Source organism: Mesorhizobium sp. PUT5, from assembly GCF_052216645.1.
GTDB lineage: Bacteria > Pseudomonadota > Alphaproteobacteria > Rhizobiales > Rhizobiaceae > Mesorhizobium.
In genome coordinates this window covers 40,953-56,721 of record NZ_JBQOSO010000001.1, presented here as the reverse complement: position 1 = coordinate 56,721, position 15,769 = coordinate 40,953, and the positions used below count along the sequence as shown (strand labels likewise).

Annotated in this window: 12 protein-coding genes; 2 read left to right on the top strand and 10 right to left on the bottom strand. The window is 66.4% G+C overall.

Annotation, left to right across the window (positions count from 1 at the left end; genetic code table 11):
* The first annotated feature begins 115 nt into the window (after positions 1-115).
* On the top strand, positions 116-2,410 hold the full coding sequence (locus tag ACTDI4_RS00285; RefSeq protein ID WP_442839217.1) for a cation:proton antiporter domain-containing protein: 2,295 nt from the start codon (positions 116-118) through the stop codon (positions 2,408-2,410).
* Between the two features lie 69 nt (positions 2,411-2,479).
* On the opposite strand, the gene ACTDI4_RS00280 is transcribed toward ACTDI4_RS00285, so the two are convergent.
* The 10 genes from ACTDI4_RS00280 to ACTDI4_RS00235 form a co-directional block, all read right to left on the bottom strand.
* Entirely contained in the window at positions 2,480-4,159 is a 1,680-nt protein-coding gene (locus ACTDI4_RS00280) for an ABC transporter ATP-binding protein (protein ID WP_442839216.1), read from the bottom strand.
* A 1-nt stretch (position 4,160) separates the two neighbouring features.
* Positions 4,161-5,291, bottom strand: a complete 1,131-nt coding sequence (locus tag ACTDI4_RS00275; RefSeq protein ID WP_442839215.1) for an ABC transporter permease — start codon at positions 5,289-5,291, stop codon at positions 4,161-4,163.
* Positions 5,284-6,207, bottom strand: coding sequence for an ABC transporter permease subunit (locus ACTDI4_RS00270; RefSeq protein WP_442839214.1), 924 nt, complete (start codon positions 6,205-6,207; stop codon positions 5,284-5,286). The genes ACTDI4_RS00275 and ACTDI4_RS00270 overlap by 8 nt, the downstream gene beginning before the upstream one ends.
* A gap of 330 nt (positions 6,208-6,537) precedes the next feature.
* Complete coding sequence (locus tag ACTDI4_RS00265; RefSeq protein ID WP_442839213.1) at positions 6,538-8,130, bottom strand: peptide ABC transporter substrate-binding protein; 1,593 nt, start codon at positions 8,128-8,130, stop codon at positions 6,538-6,540.
* A gap of 283 nt (positions 8,131-8,413) precedes the next feature.
* Entirely contained in the window at positions 8,414-8,851 is a 438-nt protein-coding gene (locus ACTDI4_RS00260) for a hypothetical protein (RefSeq protein WP_442839212.1), read from the bottom strand.
* Positions 8,852-9,058: 207 nt separating this feature from the next.
* Complete coding sequence (locus tag ACTDI4_RS00255) at positions 9,059-9,865, bottom strand: ABC transporter permease (RefSeq protein ID WP_442839211.1); 807 nt, start codon at positions 9,863-9,865, stop codon at positions 9,059-9,061.
* Between the two features lies 1 nt (position 9,866).
* Positions 9,867-10,700 (bottom strand): ABC transporter permease, encoded by an 834-nt coding sequence (locus ACTDI4_RS00250; RefSeq protein ID WP_442839210.1) that lies wholly within the window; start codon positions 10,698-10,700, stop codon positions 9,867-9,869.
* Between the two features lie 11 nt (positions 10,701-10,711).
* Positions 10,712-11,827, bottom strand: a complete 1,116-nt coding sequence (locus ACTDI4_RS00245) for an ABC transporter substrate-binding protein (protein WP_442839209.1) — start codon at positions 11,825-11,827, stop codon at positions 10,712-10,714.
* A gap of 68 nt (positions 11,828-11,895) precedes the next feature.
* Positions 11,896-12,987, bottom strand: coding sequence for an ABC transporter ATP-binding protein (locus ACTDI4_RS00240; RefSeq protein WP_442839208.1), 1,092 nt, complete (start codon positions 12,985-12,987; stop codon positions 11,896-11,898).
* A 104-nt stretch (positions 12,988-13,091) separates the two neighbouring features.
* A complete protein-coding gene (locus ACTDI4_RS00235; protein ID WP_442839207.1) occupies positions 13,092-13,997 on the bottom strand; it encodes a LysR substrate-binding domain-containing protein in 906 nt (301 codons plus the stop codon).
* Positions 13,998-14,181: 184 nt separating this feature from the next.
* On the opposite strand from ACTDI4_RS00235, the gene ACTDI4_RS00230 reads away from it, so the two are divergent.
* Positions 14,182-15,765 (top strand): amidohydrolase, encoded by a 1,584-nt coding sequence (locus ACTDI4_RS00230; RefSeq protein ID WP_442839206.1) that lies wholly within the window; start codon positions 14,182-14,184, stop codon positions 15,763-15,765.
* Positions 15,766-15,769 lie beyond the last annotated feature (4 nt).

The following is a 15,769-nucleotide window of genomic DNA, read 5'->3' as shown; positions in this document are numbered from 1 at the left end:
AATACGGCATTGCAACGCAAGTCGTGCCCCGGCCGTTATGGCGCAGGCCATCCGGCGAGCGAAAGGGTCAATGAGCATTTCTTTTCGGAACAGGCGGCATCGGAGCGGCGCGGCAATGGCCGCTGCCGTGGCGGCGATCCTGTGTCCGGCGCTCGCATGGGCCGCCGGAGCCGAGGCAGGCGGATCGAGCGAGGGCATATTCATTGCCGAACTCGTCTGCCTGCTGCTGGCCGGACGCGGGCTGGGAGAACTTTTCGAGCGCCTGGGCCAGCCTGCGGTGATGGGCCAGCTCATCGCCGGCATCCTGCTCGGCCCCTCGCTGTTCGGCTGGCTGTGGCCGTCGGCGCAGCACATGCTTTTCCCGGCCGATCCGGCCCAGAAGAGCATGATCGACGCGGTGTCCCAGCTCGGAATCCTGCTTCTTCTGCTGCTCACCGGCATGGAAACCGACCTCAAGCTGGTGCGCAAGGTGGGCGCCGCCTGCTTTTCCATCTCCTTTTCGGGCGTGCTGCTGCCGTTCGTGCTTGGCTACGCAACGGCGCAGTTCCTGCCGCAATCGCTCCTGCCCGAGCAGGGCCAGCGTTTGGTGGCCGGGCTTTTCCTCGGCACGGCGCTGTCGATCTCCTCGGTCAAGATCGTGGCGATGGTGGTGCGCGAGATGGGCTTCATGCGCCGCAACCTGGGGCAGGTGATCGTCTCCTCGGCGATCATCGAGGACACGATCGGCTGGGTCATCATCGCGATCACGCTGGGCATCGCCAGCCAGGGCCGGCTGGAAATGACGCATCTCGCCGGCAACGTGCTCGGCGTGGCGGCCTTCATGCTGTTCAGCCTGACGCTCGGCCGGCGCATCGTGTTCGCGCTGATCCGCTGGACGAACGACACCTTCCGCAGCGAGTTCGCCGTCATCACGGTGATCCTCCTGGTGATGGGGGTGATGGCGCTGGTCACCGACCTCATCGGCGTGCACACGGTTCTGGGCGCCTTCGTGGCCGGCATATTGGTCGGAGAATCCCCCATCCTGTCGGACCATATAGAAGGCCAGTTGCGCGGTATCATCACGGCATTGTTCATGCCGGTGTTCTTCGGCATGGCAGGCCTGTCGGCCGACCTTACCGTGCTGGCCGATCCGATGCTGGCGCTGCTCACCCTCGGGCTCGTGCTCATCGCCAGCCTGGGCAAGTTCGGCGGCGCGTTCCTTGGCGGCAGGCTGGCGGGCCTGTCGCGAAGCGAAGCGGTCGCCATCGGCTGCGGCATGAATGCGCGCGGCTCCACCGAGGTCATCGTCGCCACCATCGGCCTTTCCATGGGCGTGCTTTCGCACACGCTCTATACGATGATCCTGACCATGGCGGTCATCACCACGCTGGCGATGCCGCCAACCCTGCGCTGGGCGCTCGGCCGCCTGCCGATGGGCGCGGCGGAGAAGGAGCGCCTGGAGCGCGAGGAGGTCGACCAGCGCGGCTTCGTGGCGAGGCTGCAGCGTCTGCTGGTGGTGGTCGACGACAGCGCCACCGGAAAATTCGCCTCCTATCTGGCCGGTCTGATCGGCGGCGGCGGCGGCCTGCCAACCACGGTTCTGCATGCCGCCGACGAGCGCAAGGAACCGGAGAACGGCGGCGCGGAACACCATCTGGACGAGGTCAAGCGCGGCGCCAAGGCCAGTGCCGAGGCGGTGGAGGAGAAGGAAGACGCGCGGGTCGAGCGGGTACACCTGACCACGCGCCAGGAGGTCGCGGTCTGCGGCAGGACGGTCGCGGAGGAGGCGCGCAAGGGATACGACCTCCTCGTGCTGGGGCTGGCGCGTTCGCTCACGCCCCAGGCCGGCTTCACCAGGCGGCTCAACGACATCGCCGCCGGCTTCGACGGCCCGCTCTGCCTCGTCCTCAAGGCCGCGCGCAGCGGCATTCCCAGGCTGGGGCCGAACTCGGTGATCCTGGTCCCTGTCAATGGCACCGAGATCGCGCGCCGGGGGGCGGAACTGGCATTGACCATCGCCCGGACCGAACGCGCGCGGGTGAGAGTGCTCTATGTGTCGCGCAACATAGGCAAGAGCCGGGCCGAGACGATCTCGCATCTTCGCGAGGAAGGCGTGCTGAAGGATATCGTGCAGCTTGCGGAGCGCTACGGCGTGGCGATCGAAACCTCCGTGCAGGCAAGGGGGGCGCCGGCCGACGCCATCAGCCGGCAGGCCGCGCGCAACGTGTCGATGATCGTCATGGGCGTGGCCCGGCGCTCGGGCGACGAATTGATGTTCGGCGAAACGGCAACCGCCGTGCTGGCCAAGGCCGGCCGCCCGGTCATCCTGCTCTCCGACGAACTCATCCGCCGCAGCGAAGCCGAGCAGGAGGCAAGGCGCGCCCGCGAGGCCGGCGAGGAAAGGCCGGCCGCGAAGCCTTCAGGACACTGACCCTCGGGGCGTTACCCCTTGCGCCGGCTCGTTCATCGCGCCGGGTTCCGGCCCGGCGCGCTCGCACATTCACGGGGGAACGCGGCAAGGGTCATCCGCATCGCCTGCGGAAACGTCCGTTTCGGGGCGGAAACGGGTCTGGTTGATCGCCGCCTCCATCAGCGCCTGCGTATAGGCCTCGCGCGGCGCCTCGAAGATCTGGCGGGTCGGCCCCTCCTCCACCACGCGCCCCTGCCTCATGACCACGATATAGTCGGCAAGCGCCCGCACCACGGCAAGGTCGTGGCTGATGAACAGGTAGGAAAGACCGTAGTCGGCCTGCAGCCTGCGCAGCAATTCCACGATCTGCTTCTGCACCGAGCGGTCGAGCGCCGAGGTCGGTTCGTCCAGCACCACCAGCCTGGGCTTGAGGATCATGGCCCTGGCCACGGCGATGCGCTGGCGCTGGCCGCCGGAGAATTCGTGCGGATAGCGGTTGCGCGCATTGGGATCGAGCCCCACCTCGGCCAGCGCCTCCACCGCGCGGCGGTCGCGCTCCCTGGCCGCCAGGCCGGGCTCATGTACCAGAAGCCCCTCGGTGACGATCTGGCCCACCGTCATGCGCGGCGAGAGCGAGCCGAACGGGTCCTGGAAGACGAGCTGCATCTGCCTGCGCAGCGGCCGCATCTCGTCGCGGCCGGCGTCCGAGATGTCGCGACCCTCGAAGCGGATCACGCCCGTGCCCGGCAGGAGCCTGAGCAGCGCGCGCCCGAGCGTGGACTTGCCGGAGCCCGACTCGCCGACGACGCCGATGGTCTGGTTGCGTCTGAGCCGAAGGCTGATCCTGTCCACCGCGCGCAGCACCATGGGCTCGCCCGACAGCAGGCCGCCGCCGGTGCGGAAGGTGACCTCGACGTCACGCCCTTCCATGACGACCGGCGCATCGGACGGCGGCGGCGCCTTGCTTCCCTCCGGTTCGGCCGCCAGCAGCATCTTCGTGTAGGGATGGCGGGGATCGGAAAACAGCGCCGTGCAGGCGCCTTCCTCCACCACCTCGCCCGCGCGCATGACATAGACGCGATCGGCGAAGCGGCGCACGATGCCGAGATCATGCGTGATGAAGACGATGGCCATGCCGAGCTGGCGCTGGAGGTCGGCCAGCAGGCCGAGTATCTGTGCCTGGATGGTGACGTCGAGCGCCGTCGTCGGCTCGTCGGCGATCAGTATGTCGGGATCGTTGGCGAGCGCCATGGCGATCATGACGCGCTGGCGCTGCCCCCCCGACATCTCGTGCGGATAGGATTTCATCCGCCGCTCCGGCTCGGAGATGCGCACGCGCCGCAGCAGCTCCAGCGCCTTTTCGCGCGCCGCGGCGGCACCGAGGCCGCGATGCCGCCGGATCGGCTCCATGAGCTGGTCGCCAATGGTGTAGAGCGGGTCCAGCGAGGTCATCGGCTCCTGGAAGATCATGCCGATCCTGCGGCCGCGTATGCGGTTGAGCTCGGCCTTGGCGAGGTCGAGCAGGTTGCGGCCGCGATAGTTCACCTCGCCGCTGGCTTCGCCGTTGGAGGCGAGCAGGCGCATCGCCGCCATCATGGTCTGGCTCTTGCCGGAGCCGGACTCGCCCACCACCGCCACCGTCTCGCCCGCCTTGACGTGCAGGCTGATGCCCTTCACCGCCTCGACCACGCCGTCGAGGGTGCGGAAGCGCACCTTGAGGTCCTTCACGTCCAGCACCATGCCGGCGCCGTCCACGGCCGCGGCTTCCATGTCAGCGATCCTTCGGGTCGAGCGCGTCGCGCAGGCCGTCGCCCACGAAGTTCAGCGCGAAAAGGGTGGTGACGAGGAACACGGCCGGGAACAGAAGCAGCCAGTCGGCGGTGCCGATGTTCTTGGCGCCGACCGAGATCAGCACGCCCCAGCTCGTCATCGGTTCCTGCACGCCGAGCCCCAGGAAGGACAGGAAGCTCTCCAGGATGATGACCTGCGGCACCAGCAGCGTCATGTAGATCACCACCGGGCCGAGCAGATTGGGGATGACATGGCGCAAAAGGATGCCGCGCGGGCCGACCCCAAGCGCCTCGGCGGCGTGGACATATTCCTGCCGGCGAAGCGAGATCGCCTGCCCGCGCACGATGCGAGCCATGTCCAGCCACATCACCGCGCCCACCGCCAGGAACATCAGCACGAAATTGCGGCCGAAGAACACCACCAGCATGATGACGAAGAAGATGAAGGGCAGCGAATAGAGCACGTTGACGATGCGCATCATCACCTCGTCGACGCGCCCGCCCATGAAGCCGGCCGTGGCGCCGTAGAGCACGCCGATGGAGACGGCCACCACGCCGGCCAGCAGGCCGATGGCCAGCGAAACCCGCCCCGCGACAAGCGTGCGCGAAAGCTGGTCGCGGCCGGTATTGTCGGTGCCGAAGAAGAAATATTGCCGCTTGACCGTGGTGGCGAAGGTCATCTCCAGGCCGTCGTCCGTCTTGCTTTCCACCCTTGCGGCGTCGAATGTGTCGGAGCGGTCGATATAGCGCAGGTAGCGCTCGTCGATCGGCCTTTGCGCGGCGACGGTCACATGGACCTGGTCGCCGTCCTGGTGCCATTCCTTCAATTCCACGCGCATGCGCTTGAGCACATCGTCGAGCGCGCTCTGGATCATGTCGGCCTTGGGATAGGCCGACAGGCTGGGCGGGATGCGCACATAGTCCGAATAGATGGTGGTGTATGTGTGCGGCACGAAATACGGGCCGACAATGCAGGCGCAGGCCATGGCCAGCAGATAGAACAGGCTCACCATCGCGGCCCTGTTGGCCTTGAGCCGCGCCCAGGCGTCACCCCAGAGCGATCGTCCCACCACATGCGGCATGGCCGCCGCCTCGACCGTGGCGTCAGTCATAGCGCACCCTCGGGTCCAGCACCGCATACATGACGTCGACGATGAGGTTGAAGACGATGGTGAAGAGCGCGATCACCACCACCGTGCCCATCACGAGCGTGTAGTCGCGGTTGAGCGCGGCATCGACGAAATAGCGGCCGACGCCCGGAATGGCGAAGATGGTCTCCACGATGATGGAGCCGGTCAGCAGCGCCGCCGCCGCGGGGCCGGTGTAGGAGACGATGGGCAGGACCGCGCCACGCAGCGCGTGCCGCACCACCACCGACCAGTCCGAAAGGCCGAGCGCGCGGGCGGTGCGGATGTGGTGCGAGCGCAGCGCCTCGATCATGGAGCCGCGCATCAGCCGCGCCACGATGGCGATCTGCGGCAGGGCCAGCGTGATCACCGGCCCGATCTTGTTGACGAGGGCGCCGTCGCCCCAGCCGCCGATCGGCAGAAGCTTCCAGGAAAGCCCGAAGACGAGCTGGATCAGCGGCGCAGTGACGAATGTGGGAATGGTGGCGCCGGCGGTGGCCAGCGCGATCACCGCATAGTCGCCCGCCTTGTTCTGGTTCAGCGCGGCCAAGGTGCCGAGAAGGCTGCCCACCAGCAGCGCCAGCACCAGCGCCGAGGCGCCGAGCTGCACCGAGATCGGCAGCCCCTTGGCGAACAGTTCGCCCACCGTGAAGTCGGGCAGATTGTAGCTGGGGCCGAAATTGCCGTGCAGCAGGTTCTTCAGATAGTTGACATATTGCAGCCAGAGCGGCTCATCCAGGCCGAACTGCGCCTCCAGATTGGCCTTGACCTGGGCGTTCAGCCCGCGTTCCTGGTTGAAGGGCCCGCCAGGAGCGATGCGGATGAGAAAGAACGCCAGCGTCACGATGACGAAAAGCGTCGGAATGGCGGTCAAGAGCCGCCGCAATACGAAGCGCAGCATCTAGAGCCTTTCATGGCTAGACGGAAACATTCTGCCGGAGCGGGTTTGGGCCAAGGGCGAGGGATTCGGCGAGGTCGATGTGGTGCATCGGCCGAGGCCGAAGCCCGAAGGATTTGGCCCGAAGCGGCCCGGCCCTTCGGGTTTCCGTTTGGCGGCCGCCCACGGCGTCAGGCCGCTCGGTCGATGCACCACATCGACCTTCGCGCCCTTCCTGGTGGATCGGCGCGCCAAACGAGAAACAGAATGATCCCGTGTAGCCATGAAAGGCTCTAAACTGTCCCGCTTGCGCGGTCGGGCCGCCGCCTCGCCTGGGAAGCGGCGGCCTTCCCGTCAGTCCTTGCTGATGAAGCGGGAGGGATGCACGTCCATCACATTGTCCTCGAAGCCGTGCAGCTTCTTGGAGACGATGTCGTGGTAGCTGTAGTAGAGGATCGGGATGTTGCCGACCTCGTCCACAAGGATACGCTCGGCATCCGCCAGGTCCTTCATGCGCTCTTCCGGCTTGCCGCCGGCGGCGGCCGCCTTGTCCATGGCCGTCTCGAAAGCGGGACTGTCATAATTTGAATAGTTGTTGCCGCTCGCCTTGCGCGAGATGCCGAGGAAGGTTTCCGGGTCCTTGTAGTCGGCGATCCAGCCGGCGCGCGCCACGTCGTAATCGCCCTTCTCCTGGAGGAAGGCATAGTGGGTCTTGGTATCGGTATTGAGCAGGCTGACCTCGACGCCGAGCGGCTTGAGCTGCTCCTGGATGGCCACCGCCGTGTTCTTGTGGTTTTCCGACGTGTTGTAGCGGATTTCCATCTTCAGCGGCTTCTCGGGCGTGTAGCCGAGCTTCTCCAGGATCTTCCTGGCCTCGTCCTCGCGGTCGATCTGCGGCATGTCGGCATATTTTGCCATGGCCGGCGTATAGCCCTCGATGCCGGGGGGCACCATGGAATAGCCGGGCAGCATGGAGTTCTGCCACACCTTCTCGGCGATGAAGTCGCGGTCGATGGCCATGGAAATGGCGTTGCGCAACTCGACATCGTCCCATGGCGCCTTGTCGGTCTTGATCGAGAAATAATAGGTGCCGAGATAGGGTCCGACGCGGATCTGGTCGCCGAACTTGCTCTGCAGATCGGCAAGCTGTTCGGTCGGCAGGTCGTCATAGCTGTCCATCTCGCCGGCCTCGAAGCGCTTCATGGCCGAGGAGCGGTCTTCGGTGGGGATGTAGTTGACGACATCGATCTTGACCGTGTCGGCATCCCAGAACTTGGGGTTCTTCACCAGCTTGATGTGGTCGTTGGGCACCCATTCGGCCAGCGTGTAGGCGCCGTTGGAAACCAGGTTGCCGGGCTTGACCCAGTCGGCGCCCAGCTTGTCCATGGCGGCCTTGTTGACCGGATAGGTCGCCTGGTGGGTCAGCATCTCCAGGAAATAGGGCGTGGGCGCATTCAGCGTCACTTCGAGCGTGTGGTCGTCGATGGCCTTGACGCCCATCTCCTCAGGCTTTGCGCCCTTCGAGTTCACCGCCTCGGCATTCTTGATCGGATAGAGCATCGAGGCGTATTCAGCGCCGGTGGCCGGATCTTCCAGCCGCTGGAAGGCATAGACGAAGTCGGCGGCCGTTACCGGGCTGCCGTCCGACCACTGGCCGTCCTTGCGCAGCTTGAACGTGTAGACGGTGCCGTCATCGGAAACCGTCCAGCTTTCCGCCGCGCCCGGAATGAGGTTGGCCTTGACGTCCTGCATCACCAGCCCCTGGAACAGGTCGCGCAGGACATGGGCCTCGTAGACGGTGGAGGTCTTGTGCGGGTCGAGCGATTCCGGCTCGGCGGAACTGCCGCGATTGTACACAGTCTCGGCATGGGCCGCGACGTGGAACGCGCCCGCGCCCAGCGCCAGGGTCGTGGCGAACACGGTCGCCTTCAGCATGGATTTCAGCATTCCTGCCCTCCTCCCGGCGCATGGCGCCGCATTTGCGTTGAAATCCGCAGGGAGTTTTCTCCTTCTGCGGCCGCCGCCGGGCATGCGGCCCGGCCGCAGCATGCGTTGACAGTAGCGTGCATATTCCAATTTTCAACGTCCTTCGTGGTAACGCAGGGTAAGCTCCGCACGGACCCGGCGAGCACCGGAGCAGGATCGACAGGGCGTTCCGGAACGCAAAGCCGATCCTGCGGCTGCCGGTCCGGCAACCGCAGACAAGACCGGTCCTGGATGAAGGCCGCTTCTATTCGGCAGGCGTCAGGCGCCTGCCGGCCGTCTGCTCATCGCTCCGGCCCTTCAGCACGAGCCATCCGAACAGAAGCATTCCGAGAAGCACGATCAGCGAGCCGACCGCGGCGATCGGATCGCCGACAGGGTGATCGGTATGGACGAGACCGACCCCGACCGTCAGGACCACCGTTCCCAGAATCCACACATAGACCTGGGCGCGGGCAAGCCCGCTCCGGTCAATGGCCGGATGGGATTGATAGAATATTCCGAAGAGGAAAAGCGAAACCCAGCCGAGCAGATTCAGGTGGGCGTGCGCGGGCATGGCCGAATGGTCCTGTGACATCGCCATCTGAATTCCCCACACCATGCCGACGAGAACCAGAAGAACCGCTGCCGGATAGCAAATCGACGAAGCTTTCATGTCATCCTCCCATGATTTGGCGCGCATCATGACTGCGCGGAGACATTCCGTCGGGGACGGCTCCGCCTGACGGAGTCCGCTGCGCCAGGCGCTCGGCCGATGGATGGCACCGACGCTCGCAATCCTCCTTGGCGGATCGCCCTCAAACGAAAACGGAATGATACCGGACAGCCATAAAACGCGCCGGCACGCTAGCATATTTCCGGGAGACTGGCAGGGACAAATAGCGGCCGGAAATCATTCCCGCCCGCGGGCCCGCCTGTGGACGATGCGGGCCGTCAGCACCGTCACGGTAATCAGGATCAGGATCACGGAGATGGCCGCGATCGCCGGATCGATATTGTCGCGCAGGCCCATCCATATCAGGCGCGGCAGCGTGATGGCGTTGACGCTGGTGATGAACAGCGTGACGCCGATCTCTTCCCAAGACAGCACGAAGGACAGGAGCCATGCGGTCAATATGCCGAACTTGATGTTGGGAACGATGACCTTCGTGGCCCGCTCCCAGGTGGAGGCGCCGAGGCCGCGCGCGGCGAGGTCGATGCGCCGGTCCACCTGGCTGAGCGACACCAGGATCAGCACCACCGCGAAGGGCACCGTGACCACGACATGCGCCAGCACAACGCCCGGCCAGGTGTCGTAGCCGGCGAAGCCGCCGACGCCGGAAAGCCAGGTCAGGAGGAAGTAGAGCGTGATGGCCGACACCACCGGCGGCACGATCATGGGCAGCAAAACGAAGCCGACCAGCGCGGCGGCAAAGCGCGGCCTGAACATCCAGATGCCGAGACTGAAGGCAAGCGCCAACAGCGTCGCCAGCGTGCTGGAGACGACGCCGACGCGCAAGGAGAGCAGGATGCTGTCCAGCCAGCGGGGATCGTTGATCAGCGTGCGATAGTGACGCAGCGATAGCGCCCCCGTCGGCATGGACAGCATGCGCGAGGGCGTGAACGAGACCGGCACCACCGCGAGCAGCGGCATCAGCAGGAAGACCGCCACCACCAGGGCGCAGAGCAGCGCGACGGGGCCGGGACGATAGCCGTTCATCTCAGCCCGCCATCTGCGAGGGCCGCAGGTAGCGGAACAGCGCCGCCGAAAGCGCCCCCACGATGACGACCAGGGTGATGCTGATGGCTGCCCCCAAACCCCAGTCCGGGCTCTGGAAGATGCGCAAATAGACGAGTTCGGCCACCATGACGCTGCGGCCGCCGCCGAGGATCGCCGGCGTGATGAAGAAGCCGAGGGCAAAGACGAACACGATGAGCGCGGCCCCGATGACGCCGGGCATGGTCATCGGCACGAACACCGACCAGAAGATGCGCGTGCGCCCGGCCCCCAGGCCACGGGCCGCCAAAAGCACGCGCTCGTCGAGGGCGCGCATCGCCGAGGCGATGGGAAACACGGCAAACGGGATGAGGAAATGCGTCATGCCGACGATGACGCCGAATTCGTTGCGCACCATGGGAAGCGGCTCGCTCAGCATGCCGGTGGCCCGCAGCCAGGTGTTGATGAGCCCCTGGTTGGACAGGAGCGCCACCCAGCCGAAGGCGCGCGTCAGCACCGAAATCCAGAACGGCACCAGGATGCAATATTCCGCCGCCAGCCGCTGGCCGGGCGTGCCGCGCACCCACACATAGGCGATGGCGTAGGCGCCGGCCACCGAGGCCAGCGTCACCAGCCCGCAGATGCGGAAGGTGCGCACGAACACGGACTGCACCAGCGGATCGGTGAGCAGCGCGCGGTATTGCCCCAGGCCCGGATCGGGCAGGGTGAAGCTCCACTTCACCACGCCGAGAAAGGGAACGGCGTAGGCGAGCCCGAGGAAGACCAGCAGCGGCGCCAGAAACAGCGCCGCGCCGGGGTGGAGGAAGCGGGCCCGCATGCGCCTGGCGCTCAGGCCGAGATGATCTTGGTGTATTCGTCGAGCGCCGGCCCGTAATGCTCGGAGTACCACTCCATATCGAGCGCGATCTGCTTGCTCGCATTGGCGGGATCGACCGGATTGAAGCGCTGCCTGTCCTGCGGGACCAGCGCGTCGGCGGCGGGATTGGCCGGCCCCTGCCCGAGCATGTCGAACATCACCAGTTGCTTCTGCGGGTCCTGCGCGCTGGCGATGAACTTCATCGCCGTGTCACGGCCTGCGGGGTTGCCCTTGATGACGGCCATGGCGCCGGGCGACAGCAGCCCCTGGTCCCAGATGAACTTGATGCGGCCGCCCGAATCCTCCTCGATCAGCGAGCCGCGAGTGGACCAGATGATCGCCATGGACGCCTCGCCGTCCAGCAGCAGCGACTGGCTTTCCGAGCCGCCGCCCCAATAGGCGATGACATTGTCCTTGAAGGCGGCGATCTTGTCATGGGCGCGCTTGAGGTCGAGCGGGTAGAGCTTCTCCGGCTCCACGCCGTCGGCGAGAAGGGCTGCCTCCCACATGGCGCTGCCCCATTTGTAGAGCGCCCGCTTGCCGGGAAACTTCTTGACGTCGAAGAAGTCGGCCATGCCCGTCGGCGCCTGGTCGCCGTATTTTTCCGAATCGTAGGCGATGACGTAGGAGTAGAAATAGCTGGAGGCGGCGTAGTCCCAGCCGAAGCCCGGGCGCATCTTGTTCTTGTCGACGACCTGATAGTCGATCTCCTCGATCATGCCCTGCTTGCCCAGCGTGATGGCCGAGAACGGATCGGCATCGACGATGTCCCAGCTCGGCGCGCCGCTCTTGAACTGGGCGGTGATGGCGCCCTCCGTCGGCCCCGAGCCGTCCTGCTTGACCGGAATGCCGGTCTCCTTCTCGAAGGGCTGGCCGTAGGCCTTGTCGTAGGCCGTCACCGCATCGCCACCCCAGTTGACGAAGACGAGTTGCTTGGCCTGCGCGGAAGCCTGCGTGGTCCTGAACGCCAGCGGCGCGCCGGCCAGCAGCATGGCGGCAAGCTGGGTGAAGCGGCGGCGCGTGATCTCGCCCCGCTTCACCTTCTCGGCGAGGATTTCGAGGCAGTCTTTCTGAAAGGCGTCGTTCATGGCGTTTCCCCTTTTTGTCGTTTGTCGTCGTTGATGCGGCTGTCGTCCAAGACCCCTCCGGCGGTCTCCTATGCAGTGCCCGGCAACAGGAAGCCGCGGTCTGCCGGCCAGGTCAGCCACACGGCGCTGCCATCGCCCAGCGCGAGCCGGGCGGTTTCGGTGGGCACGGAGACCGTCACCCTGGCGCCGCCGCGCGTCGTCAGCTCCAGCCGCGTCGCCGCGCCCAGATAGGTCGAGGCCGTCGCGGTCGCGGCGATGCCGTTTTCCTGCGGCCCGGGCTCGCGCGCGATCGACATATGCTCGGGGCGGATCGCCAGCAGGGCCTCGCCCGCCACGTCGCGCTCGGCGCAGCGCAGCGCGACCTCCCGGTCCTCGCACAGGCCCCTCACCCCGTCCCGGTCGGGGCGCACGTCGCGCAGCGGCAACATGTTGATCTCGCCCAGGAACTCGGCCACGAAGCGATTGCCGGGACGCTCGTAGACCTCCTGCGGCGTGCCCACCTGCAGCAGCTCGCCATGGTTGAAGATTGCCACGCGCGACGACAGCGCCAGCGCCTCGCTCTGGTCGTGGGTGACGAAGACGAAGGTCGTGCCCGTCTCCTGGTGCAGGCGCTTCATCTCCGCCTGCATCTGGCCGCGCAGGCTCTTGTCCAGCGCCGAGAAGGGTTCGTCGAGCAAGAGCACGCCCGGCTCGAAGGCCAGCGCACGCGCCAGCGCGACGCGCTGCTGCTGGCCGCCGGAAAGCTGCGCCGGCCTCTTGCGCTCATGGCCCTGCAGGCCGACCCGCTCGACCATCTCGGCCACGCGCCGCCTGATCTCGGCTTCGGATTTGCGGCGCACCCTGAGCGCAAAGGCGATGTTGTCCGCCACGCTCATATGCGGAAACAGCGCATAGCCCTGGAAGACCATGCCCGAAGAGCGCTGCTCGGCCGGGCGGTCGGTGATGTTGACGCCGTCGCTGAACAGGCGCCCCTCGCTGGGCGCCTCGAAACCGGCCAGGATCATGAGAAAAGTCGTCTTGCCGGAGCCGGAAGGGCCGAGCAGCGTCACGAATTCGCCGCGGCCGATATCGAGCGAGAGATTCTTCAATGCCCGGAACGAGCCGAAGTTCTTGCCGATCCCTGTTGCCTTGATCTCGGCTGCCCGCGCGGCGTGCTGCATGCGTACGACCTCACCTGCGTGTGAAAAGCGTATGCGCGCAGTCACCTCACGGCAACCGAATTATATTCGCCTTATCGGCAAATTCGCTTCACCTATGGTCGCACCTATCCATAGGCGCCACGCACTTCCGCTGCCGCGTCCGCCAGGCTGGAGCGGAGCCAGTCACGAAAGGCGGGCAGCACCGGATGATCGGACTTCACCAGATCGACAACCAGATAATAGGACCGCAGCGAGCGGATGGCGACGTCGAAGGGGCGCACCAACCGGCCCTCGCTCAGCGCCTTGCGCCCGGTCAGTTCGTCGCCCATGGCGATGCCCTGGCCGGCGATCGCCGCCGAGAACACCAGGTTCATGTCGGAAAAGACGATGCCGCCGGCCGGATCGGCGTTCTCCACCTTGGTCAGCGACAGCCAGCGCGCCCAGTCCTCATGGTCGCCGAGATGCAGGAGGTTGGTGCGCAGCACGTCCGCCGGCCTGGACAGGCCGCCGAGCTTGTTGAGCAAGGCGGGGCTGCATAGCGGCGTGAAATGCACGTCGCACAGGATCTCGACGCTGCGGTTCGGCCAATTGCCGTCGCCGAAGGCGATGAAGGCGTCGGCTTCCGGGCTGCTCACATCGTCCAGCCGCCGCGGCGTCAGAATGGACAGCGACACGTCCCGATACATTTCCTGGAAGGCGGCAATGTGGGTGCACAGCCATAGCGAGGCGAAGCCCGGCGTGCAGCTTACCCGGAACGAACCGCCGATGCCGTCGCCATGTTGCGCGCCCGCCTCGCCCAGCATGGTCAGCGCCTTGTGCACGTCGTGCGCGTAGCGCCGGCCGCGCGAGGTAAGCGCCACGCCCTTGCCGACGCGCTCCAGCAGGTCGAAGCCGAGGTCGCGCTCCAGAAGCCGCAACTGGTGGCTGACGGCGCTGCGCGTCAGGTGCAGCTCCTCCGCCGCCCGCCACACGCTGCCGTGCCGGGCGAAGCTGTCGAGTGCGCGCAGCGCCTGTGTCGATGGAACCCGCAACCGCCCCTCTCCTGCCCGGACGCGTGAATGGAATTTTCACGAAACGATAAAACATATCACTTTTTGCGCAAGCGTTTCACTGGTTTGCTCGCAGACCGAGCGGACGCCACGGGTCATCCCCGACGGGCCATCCCTATGTGCGCGGGAGCCGCTCGCCCGGGCGCCTGGAAACGACGAGCCGACGATGACGCGCAAAGCTGCCGAGGAAAGCGCCACGCACTGGGTGGACAAGAACGCCGCCGAGCTGTCGAAGTGGACCAGCGAGATCTGGCACAAGGGCGAGACCGCCTGGCGCGAATACGAATCCGCTGCCTGGTATGTGAAGCGCCTGCGCGCCGAAGGTTTTGTCGTCGAGGAAGGCTCCGGCGGCATGCCGACCGCTTTCGCCGCATCATGGTCCAACGGCAAGGGCGGCCCGGTCATAGCCTCATACGCCGAATATGACGCCGTGCCCGGCAACTGCCAGGCGGCCGGCACCGTCAGGGCGCCGCGCGCCGGCCTCAACGAACATGCCGGCGGCCACACCGACCCGCACTCGGCGCTGGGCATGAGCGCCTTCGGCGGCCTGCTCGCCGCCAAGGCGGCCATGCAGGCCCACGACATTCCCGGCACGCTGAAGTTCTTCGGCGAGCCGGCCGAGAAGGTGCGCGGCTCCAAGCCGATCCACGCGGCCAAGGGCTATTATGACGGCCTCGACGCCATGATCAGCTTCCACCCCTGCTACATGCTGCCGCTGTGCAACACGGTGAACTGGGACACGCATTGCGGCGCGGCCTATGCGATGGTCTACCGCTTCGTCTGCGACGAGCCGGAGACGTGGCTGAAGCGCGCCGACGGCCTGCCCATCCCGCAGGCGCACAGCGCCGTGCGCGCGCCGGGCGCCAACGACGCGCTGTTCCTGATGTACAGCACCTCCAAGGCGCTGCGCGATTCCATGCTGCCGCATATGGGCGGCTGGTCGATCAGCGAGGCGATCCTGACGGCCGGGCAGGCTACCGCCGACAATTTGCCGGCGCGGCTTGCCGAGATCCAGTACATCATCCGCGTGCCGACGGTGGAGATGGCCGAGCAGGCGGCGCTGATCCTCGACCGCAACGCCGAGGCCGCCGCAAGGCTCGCCCACTGCCGCGTGGAAAGGATCTGGGTGTCGAAGTCGCGCCCCGGCCTGGCCAACCATGCCATGGCCGAGCTGGTCTATGGCAAGCTCGCCGCGGTCGGCGCGCCGAAATGGGGCGAGAATGCCAAGAACATCGCCCGCGAGATCCAGGCCAATCTCGGTCTGGAGCCGATGGCCGAGCCCTTCCTGCCCGACTGCGAGAAGCTGGTCGAGCCGCAGGAGGCCGAGCGCATCCTGCGCCGGGACCTGCCGCCCTCGCAGGTCAACTACACCTCCGACGACTATACAGACATGTGCTGGCACGCCCCCACCGCGCGCCTCTACATCGCCCGCCCGATGCTGACCGGCCCGGCCGGCTACGCCTATCCGGACTGGGTGATGAACGCGCTGGGCGGCATTCCCGAAACCATCGACCCGATGGTTGTCTGCGCGTCGAAGACCATCGCCCATTCGATGCTGGAGCTGATGCAGAACGCCGAATTGCGCGCTGCCGCCCGCCGGGAGTTCGAGGAGCGTACCGGAGGCGGCATCGGCGGCACGAAGTGGATCGCGCCGCTGGCCGATTACGAGGCGCCGGTCGGCCTGCGCTGGCCCGAATATGTCACCACGGTGCGCGGCCGCGAATGGTGGATTCCGAGCACCGGCTACTGAGGCA